We start from the raw sequence: 19776 nt of genomic DNA, 5'->3' as shown, positions 1-19776 counted from the left end.
GGAGCCTCTGAACACTGACCGCATTAAATATGGCTATATGCTACCACATTTCAACTCTGCACTTTACACCTCGTTTACACCTGCTGACCGTGGCTTTTTAGGTATAACCATCTGGCGAGCCAATATCAACCACACAAGAAGTAATAAAACGACAGACGCTAATAAAATGGCTAAACCCCACTGCTGATAGAGCGCACCACCGATAATGCCACCTAAAGCAGCACCTAAAAACTGACAAGTGGCAAACATACCCGAACCGGCACCTTTGCTTTGGGCAGGCAAACACTTAGTGAGTAACGAGGGCAGATTGGCCTCTAAATAATTAAAGGCGACAAAGAATAGAAATAAGCAAGTAATCAACAACCATAGGTGACGGTAAAATAATGCGAGTATCAGTATGGTGAAAAGGAGTAAACCAACCGCACACTGAATAAGCACTTTAACGATCTGCTTTTTTTCACCCACTATCATTAACGGAATCATCACCACAAACGACAACAGCATAACCACCAAGTACACACCGGCATGGCCTGCTTTGAGTATACCGACGCTCTCTAATAAGTGAGGTATGACAAGAAATATCGCCATCAGCACATAATGTAAAACAAAGACGCCTACATAGAGAAGCTGGCATTGCCTATCTTTTGCCACATCACCCAGTTGGGATAATGACAAATAAGAAGTGCGCCGCTGATGAGCTGATTCACTCGGTACAAAACCATAAAGAATCAGTAGGCCGACTATTGATAACAACACTGTCATCGCAAACAGTAGCTTTACACCCGATAAACCCATCACACTGAACGAAGCGATCCACGGGCCAATAACCAAAGCCAAAGCAAAAGCCACACCGATCGAGGCACCAATAGCGGCCATCGCCTTAGTGCGATTATCGTTAGTAGTCAGATCTCCTACCATTGCCATAATCACTCCGGCAATAGCACCTGCGCCTTGTAAGGCACGACCAATAATTAGCCCGGTCACACTATCGGATGTTGCGGCAATCAAAGAGCCAGCAGCAAATAGTAATAGGCCAATCAAAATAAGCGGTTTACGCCCAAAGCGGTCAGACAATAAGCCAAAAGGAATTTGCAGCATTGCCTGCGTTAAGCCATAAATACCTAAAGCGACACCGAGTAAAAAAGTGCTCGTGGTTTGGTAGGCATCGCCCGCTAAGGTGAGCACAGGCAACACCATAAACAAACCCAGCATACGCAAAATGTATAGCGATGCGAGTGAACTAATCACACGGGACTGAGATGGCACAGACGTTAGGTTAGACGACATAAAAGGCAGGCTAGCTTAAGTGAATGGCGCATTCTATCAACAGCCATGGATAGAGAGCAAACCAAGGTGACGAATAACACGAACAATGAAAGCGGGAGTGGATTGATTACGATCTCTTCCCTTGCCTATGATGGGCGGAAGCCTATAATGGCTGATTAACTTTTACTTGGGATACGGTAGTGGATACGATCATTGTACGCGGGGCACGCACCCATAATTTAAAAAATATTAATCTCGATATTCCTCGCGACAAGTTTATTGTAATTACCGGCTTATCGGGTTCGGGCAAATCTTCGCTGGCATTTGATACCTTATATGCGGAAGGCCAGCGGCGCTATGTAGAATCCTTATCGACCTACGCCCGTCAGTTTCTATCAATGATGGAAAAGCCTGACATTGATCATATTGAAGGCCTAAGCCCCGCCATTTCTATTGAACAGAAATCAACATCTCACAATCCTCGCTCTACCGTAGGTACCATTACTGAAATTTACGATTACCTACGCCTGCTCTTTGCCCGCGTTGGTGAAGCGCGCTGCCCAAAACACGATGTACCCTTGGCAGCACAAACCATTAGTGAAATGGTAGACACGATTTTAGCATTACCAGAAGCCACCAAAGTCATGCTACTGGCACCCATAGTGCGAGACCGCAAGGGCGAACACGCTCATGTTTTTGAACAGCTACGTCGTGATGGTTTTATTCGAGTACGTATTGACGGTACGGTTGTCGATCTAGACGATACCCCACCACTTGATAAGAAAAAGAAACATACGATAGAAGTCGTCGTCGATCGTTTTAAAGTTCGGGAAGACCTGCAGTTACGCCTAGCCGAATCGATAGAAACGGCCCTTACCTTATCGTCCGGTCTGCTTATCGTAAATTTTATGGACGGCGACAAAGAAGACCAACTATTATCATCTAAACATGCCTGCCCGATTTGTGACTACTCACTCAGCGAGCTAGAACCACGGCTATTCTCTTTTAACAATCCGGCCGGCGCTTGCCCAACTTGCGATGGCTTAGGTGTTAAACAGTATTTTGATCAAGAAAAAATTGTTCACTATCCCGAATCGTCACTTTCTGAAGGCGCTATTCGCGGCTGGGACAAGCGCAATATCTATTACTTCCATATGCTCAATTCACTCGCCGAGCACTATGGATTCGACGTTGACACCCCATGGGAAGCGTTATCCAAACCTCATCAACAAGCTATCCTCTTAGGATCCGGCGATACTGAGATCAACTTTAACTATGTCAACGATCGAGGCGATATAATTCAACGCAAGCATCGCTTTGAAGGCGTACTCAACAATTTAGAACGCCGTTATCGTGATACCGACTCACAAATGGTGAGAGAAGACTTATCTAAATTACTCTCCACGCAAGACTGCCCAGACTGCAAGGGGGCACGGTTGCGCGAAGAAGCGCGCAATGTTTTTGTTGATGGCAAGACGTTACCTGAACTCACTTTACTTCCTATTGGTGATGCATTTTCTTATTTTGAGCAACTCGCTTTTGAAGGCGCAAAAGGCAGTATCGCTGAAAAGATTATCAAAGAGCTACAAGACCGCTTGAGCTTTCTCGTTGATGTAGGGCTTAACTATCTTTCACTCAATCGTAGTGCAGATACATTATCTGGCGGCGAAGCACAACGTATTCGCTTAGCTAGCCAAATAGGTGCCGGCTTAGTGGGTGTAATGTACATTCTGGATGAACCTTCTATTGGACTACATCAACGCGATAATGACCGACTACTAAAAACATTGATTCATTTACGTGATATTGGCAACACCGTCATTGTTGTCGAACATGATGAAGATGCCATGCGTTTAGCGGATCATATTATTGATATTGGCCCCGGAGCTGGCGTACACGGTGGACAAGTCATTGCCCAAGGTAAGCTCTCAGCGATTAAGAAAAATAAAGACTCTCTCACCGGGCAATACCTCTCAGGACGAAAGAAAATCGAGTATCCAGAAGTACGCACACCAAGAAATACCGATAAGCAATTATCTTTAACCGGCGCCTCAGGCAATAATTTACAAAATGCTGATTTGCACATCCCCCTTGGTTTATTAACCTGTATTACTGGTGTGTCTGGCTCCGGAAAATCCACGCTAATCAATGGTACGCTCTACCCTTTGGTAGCTACAGAACTCAACGGCGCAACCACATTAAAAGCGGCTCCCTATAAAAGTATTAAAGGCCTAGATCAACTCGATAAATGTGTGGATATTGACCAAAGCCCTATAGGCCGTACACCTCGCTCCAACCCAGCGACCTATACCGGAATATTTACCCCTATCAGAGAACTTTTCTCTGGCACTCAAGAAGCACGCTCACGCGGCTATAAACCCGGCCGATTTAGCTTTAATGTAAAAGGCGGGCGCTGCGAAGCTTGCCAAGGAGATGGTGTTGTTAAAGTAGAGATGCACTTTTTACCTGATGTGTATGTCCCTTGTGATATTTGTCACAGCAAACGCTACAATCGCGAAACGCTAGAAATTAAATACAAGGGCAAAAATATACATCAAGTACTCGACCTGACTGTTGAGGACGCACGCGAATTTTTTGATGCTGTTCCAGCTATCTCACGCAAGCTACAAACATTAATCGATGTCGGACTTTCATATATTCGCCTCGGTCAAGCAGCAACCACCTTATCCGGTGGTGAAGCACAACGTGTTAAATTAGCTAAAGAATTATCGAAAAGAGATACCGGCCAAACACTGTACATACTAGATGAACCAACAACCGGGCTACACTTTTACGACATTCAGCAATTACTGAATGTATTGCATCGACTGCGAGATCACGGAAATACCGTCGTTGTTATTGAACATAATTTGGATGTGATAAAAACCGCAGATTGGATTATAGATCTCGGGCCGGAAGGCGGTAGCGGAGGCGGGAAAATCATTGCTGAGGGCACGCCCGAAGAAGTAATGGCACTGGAAGACTCACATACAGGCGTGTTTCTCAAAAAGCATGTCGAGGCGATAAACTAATAAGCCTTACATAGCCAAACTCCATAAATGGCGTATATGGGCACGGATGCCCTACAAAGCTAGCCCAACAAAAGTACACAGGCTACTTATGCGTTTTTTACAGACAAAAAAAACGCCAGTAAATACTGGCGCCTTTAACGATTACGTCAAGTAATCTATGCTTCTTCAGCCACTTCTTCCGCTGCATCTACAACAACGCGATCAACAAGTTCAACATAGGCCATTGGCGCTTTGTCGCCGGTACGATAACCACATTTTAAAATGCGCACGTAACCACCTGGGCGCTCTTCATAACGAGGACCAAGATCACTGAATAATTTACCCACAGCTTCTTTTGAGTTAAGACGACTAAAAGCTAAACGACGGTTAGCTACGCTATCTTTCTTCGCTAAAGTAATTAACGGCTCGATCACTCGACGCAATTCTTTGGCTTTAGGTAATGTTGTTTTAATTAATTCGTGCTCTACCAGCGATATAGACATGTTACGAAACATGGCTTTACGGTGAGAACTATTACGATTTAACTGACGGCCACTTTTACGATGACGCATGACTCAATCCTTCCTACTAGCTGCTTCTCAGCAATTCTGTTATTAAACTACTAACGTAAGCGCCAGCAGCTTCTGTGTAATTAGCCCAGAAAACTGGGCGATTTATTTAGTCGTCGGTGCGAAGACTAGCGGGTGGCCAGTTTTCAAGACGTAAACCCAATGATAAGCCACGAGAGGCCAACACATCTTTGATTTCTGTTAATGATTTTTTACCTAGATTTGGTGTCTTCAACAACTCAACTTCAGTACGCTGAATAAGATCGCCAATGTAGTAAATATTCTCTGCTTTCAAGCAGTTAGCCGAACGAACCGTTAGCTCTAAGTCATCAACCGGGCGAAGTAGAATAGGATCAACATCTTCCTCTTTCTCTTCTGGCTCTGAAGACTTCTCGCTTTCAAGATCAACAAATACTGCCAGTTGCTGTTGCAAGATAGTTGCAGAACGGCGAATCGCTTCCTCTGGATCAATAGTGCCGTTAGTTTCTAAATCAAGCACTAATTTATCAAGGTCAGTTCGCTGTTCAACACGAGCACTCTCTACAGAATAGGCTAAACGCTTAACAGGACTAAACGAAGCATCTAACTGTAGACGACCAATAGCTCTTGTTTCATCATCATCGCTACGACGAGCATCAGCAGGCTGATAACCACGTCCACGAGCAACAGTTAACATCATATTTAAGTCGATATCACCAGTAATCGTCGCTATGACGTGCTCTGGGTTCTTAATCTCAACTTCATGATCAACTACGATATCTGCAGCAGTAACAACGCCAGGCCCTTTCTTTTTCAAAGAAAGCATTACATGAGATTTTTCTTGGTCGTGCATCACAACCGCAACACCCTTAAGGTTTAGCAAGATCTCAATAATATCTTCTTGAACACCTTCAAGAGCGCTATATTCGTGTTCTACACCTTCGATTTCAGCTTCGATGATTGCGCAACCGGGCATTGAAGACAATAAAATACGACGTAGTGCATTGCCCAATGTGTGTCCAAAGCCACGCTCTAATGGTTCTAAAACCACTTTCGCATGGGTTGGTGAATGTTCAGTAACATCAATATGACGCGGAGTCAAAAATTCGTTAACAGCACTTTGCATAACCATACCTTTTTAAGGGTTAATCTTTGTTCATTCCATCTAAGTAATACACAAAAAAATGTGTAATTACTTAGAGTACAATTCAACAATGAGGTTTTCGTTAATTTCTGCAGGTAGATCTTCACGGTCAGGAACGCGCTTAAATGTACCTTCAAGTTTTGCAGCACTCACTTCAACCCATTCAACATCACGCTGAGCAGCAAGATCTAAAGCACTTTTGATACGTAATTGATTCTTCGCCTTTTCACGAATAGAAATCACATCATCAGCTTTCACTTGATAAGAAGGAATGTTGACGGTTGAACCGTTAACAAGAATAGACTTATGGGAAACAAGCTGTCTTGATTCAGCACGTGTAGAACCGAAGCCCATACGATAAACTACATTATCTAAACGTGTTTCTAATAGCTTTAATAGGTTCTCACCTGTAGCGCCTTTACGACGAGCCGCTTCTTTATAATATGCACGGAATTGCTTCTCAAGCACACCATAAGTACGACGTACTTTTTGTTTTTCACGAAGCTGAACACCGTAATCTGACAAACGACCACGACGAACGCCGTGAACGCCCGGAGCGGTTTCAATCTTACACTTTGAATCTAACGCACGAACACCGCTTTTAAGAAAAAGGTCTGTACCTTCGCGGCGGGCAAGTTTACATGTTGGTCCTAAATATCGAGCCATTTTTCAATTCCCCCTTATACGCGACGTTTTTTCGGTGGACGACAGCCATTATGCGGAATGGGTGTTACGTCAGTAATGTTAGCAATTTTATAACCAACATTGTTTAATGCACGAACGGCAGATTCACGGCCAGGGCCAGGACCTTTCACTTCGACATCGAGATTTTTCAAGCCATATTCTAGTGCAGCTTGACCAGCGCGCTCAGCAGCAACCTGTGCAGCAAACGGGGTACTTTTACGTGAACCACGGAAACCAGAGCCACCTGCTGTTGCCCAGCTCAGTGCATTACCCTGACGATCTGTGATAGTAACGATAGTATTATTAAAAGAGGCATGGATATGGGCAATGCCATCCACTACCGACTTTTTCGCTTTCTTTTTTGTACTTGGCTTAGCCATAGTAATATTTCCTAACCTTTAATTTGTCTAGTAAACGTTAAATAAATAGAAATAATTTATTTCTTAATCGGTTTACGTGGACCTTTACGTGTACGCGCATTTGTTTTTGTGCGCTGACCACGTAATGGTAAATTACGACGGTGACGAATGCCACGGAAGCAACCTAAATCCATTAGACGTTTAATGTTCATAGAAACTTCACGACGCAAGTCACCTTCTACAGTTACTTTTGCCACTTCAGCACGTACTCTATCCATATCAGATTCGGATAGCTCACTCATTTTGGTCGCTTCTGCGATACCAACTTCAGCAAGAATGCGTTTAGCAGTTGTCGAACCAATCCCATAAACATAGGTTAGAGAGATGACGGCATGTTTGTTATCGGGTATGTTGACACCAGCGATACGGGCCATTCAATGTACTCCACATTGTGTTGCTCTTTTATGCCTACTTTAATAAGGCGAGCAATAGATATTTAAGTATTGACAGCGGTTTTAACCACCCTGCCACCCAAAAAAGGCGCGAAGAATAGCTGATAAACCACCTGATTGCAATAGTTTATTAATTTCTCAATAAACGACAGTCAATACCACCAGTTTGATAGAAGCTAAGGCTAGCTCTATCTAAGTCTTTACTTAACCTTGACGCTGTTTATGTCTTGGCTCAGCGTTGCAAATAACACGAAGAACACCTTTACGGCGAACGAGTTTACAGTTACGACAAATTTTTTTAACAGAAGCGCGAACTTTCATAATGCCCTCAATAAATTTCAATCAAATAGCAGCGGCGGCGATTATACGCCACCATAGCCTTTTAAGTTAGACTTTTTCATTAGTGATTCATATTGGCTCGACATTAAGTGCGACTGCACTTGCGACATAAAGTCCATCAAGACAACAACAACGATCAACAATGAGGTACCACCTAAATAAAACGGAATACTTGTCGCCACAATCAAGAACTGAGGCATTAAACATACCGCTGCCATATACAATGAGCCAACAACCGTTAAGCGTGTTAACACACTATCAATGTACTTTGCAGATTGCTCACCCGGGCGTATACCGGGGATGTAAGCACCTGACTTTTTCAAGTTATCTGCCACTTCATTCGGGTTATACATCAACGCGGTATAGAAGAAACAGAAAAAGATAATAAGTGCCGCAAAAATAATAAAGTTTAGTGGCTGACCTGGGCCTAACGCGAGCGCAAACTCTTGTAGGAACTCACTACCACCACCTTCACCATTACCTAACCATGATGCAATTGATTGCGGGAAGAGTAAAAGCGAGCTCGCAAAAATAGCCGGGATAACACCCGCCATATTTACCTTGAGTGGCAAATGGGAGCTTTGGGCGGCATAAACTTTCTTACCCTGCTGACGCTTCGCATAATTAACGGTAATGCGACGCTGACCACGCTCAACGCGAACAACGAACCACACAACTGCAAGCAATATAAATAGAATACCTAGCAATAATAATATATTCAGGTCACCCTGCTGAGAACTTTCAAATGCCTGACCTACCGCACTCGGAAGACCTGCCACAATACCGGCAAAGATAAGCATCGATATACCATTACCAATACCTTTTTCGGTCACTTGCTCACCTAACCACATCATAAATACTGCGCCAGTCACTAATGACGTAATCGCAATAATATAAAAGAACATTAGGTTTTCACCTTGATAAACCAAACCTTGTGAGGCAAGACCTACCGACATTGCTGTACCTTGCACTAAAGCAAGAAGGATAGTTAAGTAACGAGTATATTGACTAATTTTTCGACGACCAGCATCACCTTCTTTCTTAAGCTGCTCTAAAGAGGGCGTTACCGCTGTCATCAACTGCATAATAATAGAGGCAGAAATGTAAGGCATAATCCCTAAAGCAAGAATACTCATGCGCTCTAAAGCACCGCCAGAGAACATATTAAAGAGACCGATAATAGTCCCTTCATTTTGTTCAAATAGTAATGCGATTTGATCTGGATCGATACCCGGTACAGGAATATGCGTACCTATACGGTATACAATTATCGCTAAGAAAAGAAAACGAAGGCGAGCCCATAGCTCGCCTAAACCTTTTTGATTACCCAACAAACCACCTGGCGTCGTCATAAGATTACTCTTCTACTTTGCCACCAGCGGCTTCGATTGCTGCTTGAGCGCCTTTAGTGACAGCTAAGCCTTTAATCGTTAGCGCTTTACTAAGCTCACCAGATAAAAATACTTTTGCACGCTTGATATTTGCATTGATAAGACCCGCAGCACGGAGAGCCTGTAAATCAACTACATCACCGTCAACTTTGTTTAACTCTGCCAAACGAATTTCAGCACTAACCATGCCGATGCGTGAGGTAAAACCAAACTTTGGTAAACGCTTCTGTAAAGGCATTTGCCCGCCTTCAAAGCCTGGACGAACTGAACCGCCTGAGCGAGACTTTTGACCTTTATGACCACGACCAGCAGTTTTACCTAAACCACTACCGATGCCACGACCCACACGTTTTTTGCTTGTTCTGCTACCTGGTGCTGGAGCCAATGTATTTAAACGCATATCACTCACCCTCAACTTTAACTAGATAATGAACTTTATTAATCATTCCACGAACAGATGGAGTATCTTCTACTTCAACGGTGTGGTTTATACGACGTAACCCTAGACCTGCTAGACATGCCTTGTGATTTGGCAAACGCTTAGCATTACTTTTAAGCTGGGTGACTTTAATTGTTTTCTTAGCCATGATGAGTCTCGACCTATTACGTTACGAACTGCCTAAAACAGCTCGTATATTCAATCTGAAATTAGTTCAGGATGTCTTCTACTGATTTTCCACGCTTAGCAGCAACTTGCTCAGGTGATTTCATCGCATCAAGCGCATTGAACGTAGCACGAACAACGTTAACTGGATTTGTCGAACCATAACATTTAGCCAATACGTTTTGAACGCCTGCAATCTCTAATACTGCACGCATTGCACCACCTGCAATAACACCCGTACCCTGAGAAGCGGGCTGCATGTATACCTTAGAAGCACCATGACGACCTTTAGTTGCATATTGAAGCGTATCACCATTCAGTTCAACCTGAATCATATTACGACGAGCTGCTTCCATTGCTTTTTGAATCGCTGCTGGCACTTCACGTGCTTTACCGCGACCAAAACCAACTCGACCATTACCATCACCTACTACTGTAAGTGCTGTAAAGCCGAAAATACGACCACCTTTAACTGTTTTAGCAACACGATTGACCTGAACTAACTTCTCTTCTAGGCCTTCGCTATTAGCATCGTCTTTCTTAAATTGAGCCATGATTTAACCTTTAAAATTCTAATCCGCCTGCACGCGCAGCGTCAGCTAGTGACTTTACGCGACCATGGTATTTAAAACCGCTACGATCGAAAGCAACTTTGGTAACACCTGCCGCTTTTGCACGCTCAGCAATTAACTCACCTACTGCTTTAGCAGCATCAGCATTACCTGTTGCTCCTGTACGTAGGTTCTTATCTAGTGTTGAAGCACTAGCAATCACGTTACCACCATCAGCGGCAATGACCTGAGCATAAATATGACGAGGGGTACGATTAATACACAAACGATCAATTCTTAACTCACGAATTTTGGCTCGAGCGCGACGTGCGCGGCGTATACGAGACTGTTTTTTACTATTCATAGGGTTAACCTGTAATTCCTAGCAATTTTTCTTGCGACTAGCGATTGTTACAATGCACTATTTATTTTTTCTTCGCTTCTTTACGACGAACATACTCATCAGCGTAACGAACACCTTTACCTTTATAAGGCTCTGGGGGACGGAAAGCTCTAATTTCTGAAGCAACTTGACCTAACAACTGCTTATTAGCACTTTTAAGTACAATTTCTGTCTGAGTTGGCGTTTCAGCAGTTACGCCTTCAGGTAGCTCATAATTAACATCATGAGAAAAACCCAAAACCAAATTTAATGTTTTACCGGCTACTTTAGTACGGTAACCAACACCATTAAGAACTAACTTTTTCTCAAAACCACTGCTAACACCAAAAACCATGTTGTTAACAAGTGCGCGTGTAGTACCCGCTAATGCAACTGATGATTTTCCTTTACCTTTGGCAGAAAAGTTCAGTGTATTTTCTTCTTGTTTAACTTCAACATTATTGTTGATAACTAATGCCATTGAACCTTTTGCGCCTTTAACGCTGATGTCTTGACCATCAAGCTTCACTTCAACACCAGCAGGTATTTCAACAGGACTGTTTGCAATACGTGACATAATCTTTCTCTAATATAGAAGAGTTAATTTAAAATAATCGTTAGAATACGGTGCAAAGTACTTCGCCGCCGATTCCCGCTTCGCGAGCCGCTCTATCAGTCATAACACCTTTACTGGTAGAGATTACAGCAATACCTAAACCTGCACGTACTGATGGCAGATCATCTTTACCGTTATAGCTACGCAAACTTGGGCGACTTACGCGTGCAAGCTCTGCAATTACTGGCTTACCTTCGTAATACTTAAGCGCGATGGTTAGCTGTGGCTTAGCATCGCCTGATACCGTTTGCGCACCAACATAACCTTCTTCTTCTAACACTTTAGCAACACTAACTTTTAGCTTTGATGAAGGCATTGATACTTCAGTTTTGCCAACCATTTGTGCGTTGCGAATGCGGGTTAACATATCCGCTAATGGGTCTTGCATACTCATACTATCTACTCCAATTACCAGCTAGCTTTGACTAAGCCTGGTACGTCACCACGCATTGCGGCTTCGCGTAATTTATTACGGCACAAACCAAACTTACGGTAAACACCGTGTGGTCGGCCAGTTAAACGACAACGGCGTTGTTGACGTGAAGGACTCGCATCGCGAGGTAACTTCTGAAGTTGCTGCTGCGCATCCCATACTTCATCTTCTGATGCATTAGGGTTTACGATAACTGCTTTTAATGCTTTACGCTTTTCTGCAAATTTTGCTACGGTGGCAGCACGCTTTGCTTCACGAGCGATCATTGATTTCTTTGCCATAACTCAGGTTACCTGTTTCTCTATCCTTTAAAGGGAAAGTTGAACGCTTTCAATAAAGCACGACCTTCTTCGTCGTTACGCGCAGTTGTTGTAATACAAATATCTAAGCCGCGCAGCTTATCGATTTTATCGTAATCAATTTCTGGAAAAATAATTTGCTCAGTAACACCCATAGAGAAATTACCTTTGCCGTCAAATTGCTTTGGGCTAATACCGCGAAAATCGCGAATACGAGGAATAGAAATAGCCACTAAACGCTCTAAAAATTCGTACATGCGCTCTTTACGCAACGTCACTTTACAACCAACAGGCCAATCTTCACGAACTTTAAAACCCGCGATAGATTTACGCGCTTTTGTAACAACAACTTTTTGACCGGATATTTTTTCCAAATCTTTTACAGCGTGCTCAAGTACTTTTTTATCACCTATCGCTTCACCAACACCCATATTAAGAGTGATTTTGGTAATGCGTGGAATTTCCATTACATTTTTCAGACCAAGCTCTTGCTGTAACTTTGGCGCTAAGTCTTCTGTGTAAAGTTTTTTCAAACTAGCCATTTTTATTTACCGTATCAATTACGTCTTGTGGGCTCAGCGGTGACGTTAAGCGTCAACTGATTCGCCATTAGATTTGAAAACGCGCACTTTTTTGCCATCTTCAAGAATTTTAAAACCGACTCTGTCAGCTTTCTCTGTTGCTGGGTTAAAAAGCGCAACGTTTGAAATTTGTATCGGTGCTTCCATTTCAACAATACCACCTTGAACACCGGCTTGCGGGTTAGGCTTTTGGTGTTTTTTCACCATTTGGATGCCAGACACGATCAAACGATCATCTTTTAATACTTTAACAACTTTGCCGCGCTTACCTTTATCGCGGCCAGCAATAACGATTACTTCGTCATCATTTTTAATTTTGCGCATTACTCTGCCCTCTACTCTTTATCGACTAATTAGTACTACAGTACTTCAGGCGCTAAAGAAATAATCTTCATGAATTTTTCACCACGTAACTCACGGGTTACTGGCCCAAAAATACGTGTACCAATAGGTGCATTTTGTGCATTCAAAATAACTGCTGCGTTGTCATCAAACTTGATTAGCGAGCCATCATTTCGACGAACACCACTTTTAGTACGAACGACAACAGCGTTCATCACTTGACCTTTTTTAACTTTACCGCGAGGAATTGCTTCTTTCACAGTAACTTTAATAATGTCACCAACACGAGCATAACGGCGATGAGAGCCACCAAGCACTTTAATACACATAACTCGACGCGCACCGCTATTATCTGCAACGTCTAAATAAGATTGTGTTTGAATCATTGTTCGTCTCCGACATTTCTACTTTTGTGTAAATAAAATCACACAAACAGTGAAATTAAATTTGCGTAGCACGCTCTTCTATTTTAACTAATGCCCATGATTTGCTTTTAGACAATGGGCGAGACTCTGCAATAGTCACAACATCACCGATATTGCATGAGTTTTCTTCATCATGCGCTTTCAGCTTCGATGACTTGCTCATGTACTTGCCATAAATTGGGTGCTTAACACGACGCTCAATAAGAACGGTAATGGTTTTATCCATTTTGTCGCTAACCACTTTACCCATTAAAGTACGAGCTTCTTTAGCTGGTTGTTTTTCTGTCTGAGCCATGGATTACTTACCTGCCTTTTCTTTCAAGATCGTCTTGATGCGAGCTGCGTCACGACGAGTTTGCTTAAACAGGTGCGTTTGTACCTGCTGGCCTGATGATGCCTGCATACGCAATTTAAATTGCTCTTCTAATGTAGAGAGTAATTCAGCGTTAAGCTCTTCAACTGTTTTTTCACGAAGTTCTGTTGCTTTCATTACATCACCGAACGTTTAACAAAATTTGTTTTAATTGGCAATTTCGCAGCGGCTAGTGCAAATGCTTCACGAGCCAGCTCTTCGCTAACACCGTCCATTTCATACAACACTTTACCTGGCTGAATTTGAGCCACCCAATATTCTACATTACCCTTACCTTTACCTTGACGAACTTCTAAAGGCTTACTGGTAATTGGCTTATCTGGAAAAACACGAATCCAGATTTTACCGCCACGTTTAATGTGACGAGTCATTGCACGACGAGCCGCTTCAATTTGTCGAGCCGTAATACGACCACGACCCACTGCTTTCAAGCCAAACTCACCGAAGCTCACTTTTGAGCCTCTTAGTGCCAAACCGCGATTGCGGCCTTTCATCATTTTGCGAAATTTAGTACGCTTTGGTTGCAACATTTGCGTAACCCTACCCTATTAGCCTTGTTTAGCTTTTGAGTTTTTCTTTTTAGGTGCTGGCTCTGCATCAACTACATCACCAATAACTTCACCCTTGAATATCCAAACTTTAACACCGATGATGCCATAAGTTGTTGACGCTTCAGCTGTTGAATAATCAATATCAGCACGTAGCGTATGCAATGGCACTCGACCTTCGCGATACCACTCTGAACGAGCGATCTCAGCGCCGCCAAGACGACCACCGACCTGAATCTTGATACCTTCAGCTCCTTGACGCATAGCATTTTGCACTGCACGCTTCATGGCGCGACGAAACATAACGCGACGCTCAAGCTGGTTAGCAACACTTTCAGCAACTAACTTTGCATCGAGATCGGGCTTACGAATTTCTTCAATATTGATGTGGACAGGCACACCCATAATCTTAGACACTTCGTTACGTAGCTTTTCTACGTCTTCGCCTTTTTTACCAATAACAATACCCGGACGAGCCGTGTGAATTGTTACTTTAGCTGTATTAGCTGGGCGCTCAATGTCAACGCGGCTAACAGAAGCACTAGCAAGCTTATCTTCGATGTACTCACGAACATTAAGATCGGCATGAAGCTTATCCGCATATTCGTTACTATTGGCGTACCACGTTGAAGTATGCTTTTTAACAATACCTAAACGAATACCCGTTGGATGTACTTTTTGACCCATAACGTTCGCTCTCTACTCTCTATGTAAGTCAGTCGGCGACTTTAACTGTAATATGACAACTGCGCTTTAAGATACGATCCGCACGACCTTTTGCACGTGGACGGATACGCTTCATTGTCATGCCTTCATCGACAAAAATAGTCGACACTCGTAATTCATCAACATCAGCACCTTCATTTTGCTCTGCATTAGCAATTGCACTTTCAAGTACCTTCTTAATGATTTCCGCACCTTTCTTCTTGCTAAAGTGCAAAAGGTCTAGCGCTTCTTCTACATGCTTACCGCGAATTTGATCGGCAACCAATCTAGCTTTTTGAGCTGATAAACGCGCACCGCTTAACTTTGCTGCAACTTCCATCATCAACCCCTTAGCGCTTCGCTTTTTTATCAGCGACGTGGCCTTTATAAGTTCGCGTAACCGCAAACTCACCCAACTTATGACCTACCATCTCTTCATTAACAACGACAGGCACATGCTGACGACCATTATGAACGGCAATTGTTAAACCAACCATGTTGGGTAAAATCATTGAACGACGCGACCAAGTTTTGATCGGACGACGGTCATTTTTTTCAGCCGCTGTTTCTACTTTCTTCAACAAATGAAGATCGATGAAAGGACCTTTTTTCAGTGAACGTGGCACTGTTCTTTCCTCTTAATCAGCTCTACAAAACGACGCGGTTATTACTTCTTACCACGACGACGAACAATCATTTTATCTGTACGCTTATTACTACGAGTTTTGTAACCCTTAGTTGGCGTACCCCATGGACTTACCGGATGACGACCACCCGATGTACGACCTTCACCACCACCATGCGGGTGATCAACTGGGTTCATCGCTACACCGCGGACGGTAGGACGAACACCACGCCAGCGAGATGCACCAGCCTTACCCAGTGAGCGCAAGCTGTGCTCACTATTAGAAACTTCACCGATAGTTGCTCGACAATCAGACAGCACTTTGCGCATTTCACCACTACGCAAACGAAGTGTTGCATATGCACCCTCACGAGCCACCAACTGAACAGATGTTCCGGCAGAGCGTGCGATCTGAGCGCCTTTACCTGGCTTCAACTCAACGCAGTGAATGGTACTACCGACTGGAATATTTCTAATCGGCAAGGTGTTACCCAGCTTGATAGCCGCCGCTTCACCTGACTCAACCTTATCGCCTGCAGCAATGCCTTTTGGCGCAATAACATAGCGACGCTCACCGTCTGCATAGCACAACAATGCAATATGAGCCGTACGATTCGGATCATATTCAAGACGCTCAACCGTTGCCGGAATCCCATCTTTCGTGCGTTTAAAATCAATCAAACGATAGTGCTGCTTGTGACCACCACCAATATGACGAGTAGTGATACGGCCATTATTATTACGGCCACCACTTTTCGATTTTTTCTCTAATAAAGGCGCATAAGGTGCACCCTTATGTAGGTCCGGCGTGACGACACTAACAACAAAGCGGCGACCGGCGGACGTTGGTTTACGTTTTACAACTGCCATTTTCTAACCCCTTACTCTGCTGTCGCGAAGTCAATATCTTGACCTTCGGCCAAACGAACATAGGCTTTTTTCCAATCGCTACGCTGACCTAAGCCATGACGAGTACGCTTGGTTTTACCTTTCACTTTAAGCGTTTTCACTTCAACAACGCTAACATCAAACAACTTCTCAATTGCCGCCTTAACTTCTGCTTTAGTTGCTGTAACCAAAACCTTAAAAACGACTTGATTTGCAAGCTCAGATGCCGCCGCCGCTTTCTCAGAAACAACAGGCGCTAACAAAACTTTATAAAGGCGCTCTTCTTGTGATTGACTCATACTAATGCCCCCTCAACTTTCTTGATTGCATCAACAGTCATAATCACTCGATCAAAACCGACCAAGCTTAACGGATTAACCGCTTGCGCGTCGATCACATCAACTTTATGCAAGTTACGTGATGCCAAATATAAATTTGCATTAATATCTTCGGTGACAATCAAGGCCTCCGAGACATCAAATTGCGCAAGATAGCTCACCAGACCTTTTGTCTTCGGCGCATCCAATGCAATCGACTCAACAACCATCAAACGATCTTGACGAGCCAGCTCAGACAAAATACAGCGCATTGCTGCACGGTACATTTTCTTATTAATTTTTTGCTCATAACTACGTGGCTGAGCAGCAAAAGTAACACCACCACTGCGCCAGATAGGGCCGCGAGAAGTACCCGCACGAGCACGACCACTACCTTTTTGCTTCCAAGGCTTAGCGCCACCACCAGAAACCGCCGAACGATTTTTCTGCGCCTTACTACCTTGACGCGAAGCTGCTTGATAAGCAACCACTGCCTGATGCACTAAATCTTGATTAAATTCTTTTCCAAAAGTCAGCTCAGATACTTCTACAGTACCTTTAGCGCCTTTGGGTGTTGAAATACTTAATTCCATCATCTATCCCCTTAGGCCTTAACTTTAACGGCTGGACGAACAACAACATCGCCGCCAGGAGCACCAGGAACCGCACCCTTAACTAGGAGCAAGTTTCTTTCTGCATCTACACGAACAACTTCCAGCGTTTGAACGGTTACCTGTTCGGCACCCATGTGACCCGCCATTTTCTTGTTTTTGAAAACGCGACCCGGGGTTTGACATTGACCAATAGAACCCGGCGCACGGTGAGACAAGGAGTTACCATGCGTCGCATCTTGCATCTTAAAGTTCCAACGCTTTACGCCGCCCGCAAAACCTTTACCCTTAGAAGTACCAGTGACATCAACCTTTTGACCCGCTTCAAACGCAGCAACGGTGATTTCTCCACCAACCTCAAAAGACTCTTCCGCATCATTACGCAATTCCCAAACACCACGACCCGCCTCGGTGTTAGCTTTTGCAAAATGCCCTGCAGCAGATTTAGAAACACGCGATGCACGACGAGAACCGACAGTTACCTGCACAGCACTATAGCCATCTGTTTCTGTATTTTTTACTTGCGTTATGCGATTTGGCTCCACTTCGATTACAGTAACCGGAATAGATGCGCCATCATCAGCGAATACACGAGTCATGCCGCTTTTGCGACCGACGAGACCTATCGTCATTTTTCTAACCTCTCAGTGTACGGGGCTATTCACTCTCTGCAGCCTAAACTAGACAAAGAGACCCGCTATGGCCGCCCATTTCAGAGCGTTACACAAGACCCACTCATTGACAAAACAATTGAAAGCGAATCATGCTTGGTGTTCAGTTGCTTCTTAAGCAAGAGCAAAAGCCCTCACTTTTAATTACTAACCGCTCAGCTCTAACCTAAAGAAATCTGAACTTCAACACCCGCCGCTAGATCTAGCTTCATAAGGGCATCAACAGTTTTCTCGGTTGGCTCAACGATATCCAACAAGCGCTTGTGTGTACGAATTTCATATTGGTCACGCGCATCTTTATTAACATGCGGAGAAACCAATATAGTAAAACGCTCTTTGCGAGTCGGCAAAGGAATCGGACCTCTAACCTGCGCGCCAGTACGACGTACAGTCTCGACAATTTCCTGCGTGGACGTATCAATCAACTTGTGATCGAATGCTTTTAAACGAATACGAATACGCTGATTCTGCATTGCAACTAAACTCCAAAATCTTAAAGAACGATTACAGCCAACCAGCTTTTCAGCCAGCCCCTGTAAAAAGGAGGCGCAATTATAGGGATGACCCACAGGGTCGTCAACCACTAATTGAAATTAATTTTAAGTATTACTTTTATACCGAAACCACTCCCAAACTTAACCCAGCAATGCCAGCCATCGCCCAATTAAAAGCAACAACCCATCCTTACACACACTCCAAAAGAACACCCCACAAAAACCCAAAGCAATAAGCTCACTACAAATAGCCAATGAAAACTGGTACATTTGATCGAACAATCATCTTAGCGCTTCACAACAAGGCAAACACATGAGCTTTATCGACTACTTTGACCAAACTCGAATTATAAACATGAAGTCTCGAACAGACCGGCGCCAAGAAACCGAAGAGGAGTTTCAACGCTACCAACTCCCCGTCAACACCGACAAGGTCCAGTTTTTCAATGCCATCACCCCCAACACTCCGGACAGCTTTCCTAACATAGGTGCGAAAGGCTGCTTTATGAGCCACCTCACTCTCCTAGAAACCGCCATAGAAGAAAACGCCAACACCCTCTTTCTATTGGAGGACGACATACAGTTTTCCAATCAAATTCTCGAACATGGCCAAAAAGCTACCGACGCACTCAAAGAAACCGATTGGGATATTGCGTACTTTGGACACCTACTCAAAAGCTCTTCCACCTCCCCGCATTGGAAGCCTGTATCAGAACCCATGCTTTTATCTCATTGCTATGCTGTAAACGGTAGAGCTATCAAAAAACTTGCCGAGTTTTTGAGACAAATGCTGACACGTCCTGCAGGTGATCCCAAAGGCGGCCCCATGCATTACGATGGAGCACTCAATACATTCCTCTCTCAAAACAGCGACATAAAAGCCTACTACTACTCTAAGAATCTTGGCTACCAACGACCATCAAAGACAGATATACACCAAAGCTCCATTATCGATAGACACCCACTTCTCAAGCCCGCCAGCAAATACTATCGAAAACTCAAACAAGCCATACTTCGGGCAACTCAGTAGCACCTGCTATTTTTGAGGACAGCACAACTTAAAGCACTCGTGCAACTTCCTATATAGCTTCTTTATATAGCCATCTAATCGGAAACA

At 43.8% G+C, this 19776-nt stretch carries 31 protein-coding genes; 2 read left to right on the top strand and 29 right to left on the bottom strand.

What is annotated here, in order from left to right; genetic code table 11:
* Window positions 1–63: 63 nt before the first annotated feature.
* Window positions 64–1287 (bottom strand): MFS transporter, encoded by a 1224-nt coding sequence (locus tag ACZ5O6_RS02435; RefSeq protein WP_447092138.1) that lies wholly within the window; start codon window positions 1285–1287, stop codon window positions 64–66.
* Window positions 1288–1466: 179 nt separating this feature from the next.
* On the opposite strand from ACZ5O6_RS02435, the gene uvrA reads away from it, so the two are divergent.
* A complete protein-coding gene (gene uvrA, locus ACZ5O6_RS02430) occupies window positions 1467–4298 on the top strand; it encodes an excinuclease ABC subunit UvrA (RefSeq protein WP_447092139.1) in 2832 nt (943 codons plus the stop codon).
* Window positions 4299–4453: 155 nt separating this feature from the next.
* Here the strand turns inward: uvrA and rplQ are convergent, their stop codons facing one another.
* The 28 genes from rplQ to rpsJ form a co-directional block, all read right to left on the bottom strand.
* Window positions 4454–4849, bottom strand: a complete 396-nt coding sequence (gene rplQ, locus ACZ5O6_RS02425; RefSeq protein ID WP_447092140.1) for a 50S ribosomal protein L17 — start codon at window positions 4847–4849, stop codon at window positions 4454–4456.
* A 106-nt stretch (window positions 4850–4955) separates the two neighbouring features.
* Complete coding sequence (locus tag ACZ5O6_RS02420; protein WP_447092141.1) at window positions 4956–5951, bottom strand: DNA-directed RNA polymerase subunit alpha; 996 nt, start codon at window positions 5949–5951, stop codon at window positions 4956–4958.
* Between the two features lie 66 nt (window positions 5952–6017).
* Window positions 6018–6635, bottom strand: coding sequence for a 30S ribosomal protein S4 (gene rpsD, locus ACZ5O6_RS02415; protein WP_447092142.1), 618 nt, complete (start codon window positions 6633–6635; stop codon window positions 6018–6020).
* Window positions 6636–6649: 14 nt separating this feature from the next.
* Window positions 6650–7033, bottom strand: a complete 384-nt coding sequence (rpsK, locus tag ACZ5O6_RS02410) for a 30S ribosomal protein S11 (protein WP_447092143.1) — start codon at window positions 7031–7033, stop codon at window positions 6650–6652.
* A 56-nt stretch (window positions 7034–7089) separates the two neighbouring features.
* Entirely contained in the window at window positions 7090–7446 is a 357-nt protein-coding gene (gene rpsM, locus ACZ5O6_RS02405; protein WP_447092144.1) for a 30S ribosomal protein S13, read from the bottom strand.
* Window positions 7447–7668: 222 nt separating this feature from the next.
* Entirely contained in the window at window positions 7669–7785 is a 117-nt protein-coding gene (rpmJ, locus tag ACZ5O6_RS02400; RefSeq protein WP_447092145.1) for a 50S ribosomal protein L36, read from the bottom strand.
* Window positions 7786–7826: 41 nt separating this feature from the next.
* Entirely contained in the window at window positions 7827–9155 is a 1329-nt protein-coding gene (gene secY / locus ACZ5O6_RS02395; protein ID WP_447092146.1) for a preprotein translocase subunit SecY, read from the bottom strand.
* 4 nt (window positions 9156–9159) lie between these two features.
* Window positions 9160–9594, bottom strand: a complete 435-nt coding sequence (rplO, locus tag ACZ5O6_RS02390; RefSeq protein WP_447092147.1) for a 50S ribosomal protein L15 — start codon at window positions 9592–9594, stop codon at window positions 9160–9162.
* Between the two features lies 1 nt (window position 9595).
* Window positions 9596–9781 (bottom strand): 50S ribosomal protein L30, encoded by a 186-nt coding sequence (gene rpmD, locus ACZ5O6_RS02385; protein WP_009668414.1) that lies wholly within the window; start codon window positions 9779–9781, stop codon window positions 9596–9598.
* Window positions 9782–9842: 61 nt separating this feature from the next.
* Window positions 9843–10352, bottom strand: a complete 510-nt coding sequence (gene rpsE / locus ACZ5O6_RS02380; RefSeq protein WP_009668425.1) for a 30S ribosomal protein S5 — start codon at window positions 10350–10352, stop codon at window positions 9843–9845.
* 10 nt (window positions 10353–10362) lie between these two features.
* Complete coding sequence (gene rplR, locus ACZ5O6_RS02375; protein WP_447092148.1) at window positions 10363–10713, bottom strand: 50S ribosomal protein L18; 351 nt, start codon at window positions 10711–10713, stop codon at window positions 10363–10365.
* A gap of 61 nt (window positions 10714–10774) precedes the next feature.
* Window positions 10775–11308: a 50S ribosomal protein L6 gene (rplF, locus tag ACZ5O6_RS02370; RefSeq protein ID WP_447092149.1), complete on the bottom strand. Its 534-nt coding sequence runs from the start codon at window positions 11306–11308 to the stop codon at window positions 10775–10777.
* Window positions 11309–11348: 40 nt separating this feature from the next.
* On the bottom strand, window positions 11349–11741 hold the full coding sequence (gene rpsH, locus ACZ5O6_RS02365; RefSeq protein WP_447092150.1) for a 30S ribosomal protein S8: 393 nt from the start codon (window positions 11739–11741) through the stop codon (window positions 11349–11351).
* A gap of 14 nt (window positions 11742–11755) precedes the next feature.
* Window positions 11756–12061: a 30S ribosomal protein S14 gene (rpsN, locus tag ACZ5O6_RS02360; RefSeq protein WP_447092151.1), complete on the bottom strand. Its 306-nt coding sequence runs from the start codon at window positions 12059–12061 to the stop codon at window positions 11756–11758.
* 20 nt (window positions 12062–12081) lie between these two features.
* On the bottom strand, window positions 12082–12621 hold the full coding sequence (gene rplE / locus ACZ5O6_RS02355; RefSeq protein WP_447092152.1) for a 50S ribosomal protein L5: 540 nt from the start codon (window positions 12619–12621) through the stop codon (window positions 12082–12084).
* A 45-nt stretch (window positions 12622–12666) separates the two neighbouring features.
* A complete protein-coding gene (gene rplX, locus ACZ5O6_RS02350) occupies window positions 12667–12984 on the bottom strand; it encodes a 50S ribosomal protein L24 (RefSeq protein WP_447092153.1) in 318 nt (105 codons plus the stop codon).
* Window positions 12985–13019: 35 nt separating this feature from the next.
* Window positions 13020–13388 (bottom strand): 50S ribosomal protein L14, encoded by a 369-nt coding sequence (gene rplN / locus ACZ5O6_RS02345; protein WP_447092154.1) that lies wholly within the window; start codon window positions 13386–13388, stop codon window positions 13020–13022.
* A gap of 55 nt (window positions 13389–13443) precedes the next feature.
* Window positions 13444–13722, bottom strand: coding sequence for a 30S ribosomal protein S17 (gene rpsQ, locus ACZ5O6_RS02340; RefSeq protein WP_447092155.1), 279 nt, complete (start codon window positions 13720–13722; stop codon window positions 13444–13446).
* 3 nt (window positions 13723–13725) lie between these two features.
* Window positions 13726–13917, bottom strand: coding sequence for a 50S ribosomal protein L29 (gene rpmC, locus ACZ5O6_RS02335; protein ID WP_447092156.1), 192 nt, complete (start codon window positions 13915–13917; stop codon window positions 13726–13728).
* Complete coding sequence (gene rplP / locus ACZ5O6_RS02330; RefSeq protein ID WP_447092157.1) at window positions 13917–14330, bottom strand: 50S ribosomal protein L16; 414 nt, start codon at window positions 14328–14330, stop codon at window positions 13917–13919. Before rplP ends, rpmC begins: the two co-directional genes overlap by 1 nt.
* Before the next feature lie 18 nt (window positions 14331–14348).
* Window positions 14349–15035, bottom strand: coding sequence for a 30S ribosomal protein S3 (gene rpsC, locus ACZ5O6_RS02325; protein ID WP_447092158.1), 687 nt, complete (start codon window positions 15033–15035; stop codon window positions 14349–14351).
* A gap of 28 nt (window positions 15036–15063) precedes the next feature.
* Complete coding sequence (rplV, locus tag ACZ5O6_RS02320; protein WP_447092170.1) at window positions 15064–15393, bottom strand: 50S ribosomal protein L22; 330 nt, start codon at window positions 15391–15393, stop codon at window positions 15064–15066.
* 10 nt (window positions 15394–15403) lie between these two features.
* Window positions 15404–15679, bottom strand: a complete 276-nt coding sequence (gene rpsS, locus ACZ5O6_RS02315; RefSeq protein WP_447092159.1) for a 30S ribosomal protein S19 — start codon at window positions 15677–15679, stop codon at window positions 15404–15406.
* Between the two features lie 41 nt (window positions 15680–15720).
* Window positions 15721–16548, bottom strand: coding sequence for a 50S ribosomal protein L2 (gene rplB, locus ACZ5O6_RS02310; protein WP_447092160.1), 828 nt, complete (start codon window positions 16546–16548; stop codon window positions 15721–15723).
* 11 nt (window positions 16549–16559) lie between these two features.
* On the bottom strand, window positions 16560–16865 hold the full coding sequence (gene rplW, locus ACZ5O6_RS02305; RefSeq protein ID WP_447092161.1) for a 50S ribosomal protein L23: 306 nt from the start codon (window positions 16863–16865) through the stop codon (window positions 16560–16562).
* Window positions 16862–17476 (bottom strand): 50S ribosomal protein L4, encoded by a 615-nt coding sequence (rplD, locus tag ACZ5O6_RS02300; RefSeq protein WP_447092171.1) that lies wholly within the window; start codon window positions 17474–17476, stop codon window positions 16862–16864. Before rplD ends, rplW begins: the two co-directional genes overlap by 4 nt.
* An 11-nt stretch (window positions 17477–17487) precedes the next feature.
* Window positions 17488–18126 (bottom strand): 50S ribosomal protein L3, encoded by a 639-nt coding sequence (gene rplC, locus ACZ5O6_RS02295; protein WP_447092162.1) that lies wholly within the window; start codon window positions 18124–18126, stop codon window positions 17488–17490.
* A 200-nt stretch (window positions 18127–18326) separates the two neighbouring features.
* Window positions 18327–18638: a 30S ribosomal protein S10 gene (gene rpsJ / locus ACZ5O6_RS02290; RefSeq protein WP_009668524.1), complete on the bottom strand. Its 312-nt coding sequence runs from the start codon at window positions 18636–18638 to the stop codon at window positions 18327–18329.
* Window positions 18639–18972: 334 nt separating this feature from the next.
* On the opposite strand from rpsJ, the gene ACZ5O6_RS02285 reads away from it, so the two are divergent.
* Window positions 18973–19689, top strand: a complete 717-nt coding sequence (locus tag ACZ5O6_RS02285; RefSeq protein WP_447092163.1) for a glycosyltransferase family 25 protein — start codon at window positions 18973–18975, stop codon at window positions 19687–19689.
* Window positions 19690–19776: the final 87 nt, after the last annotated feature.

It is taken from the genome of Eionea flava (assembly GCF_055393785.1).
This window is presented reverse-complemented; position numbering and strand designations above follow the sequence as displayed.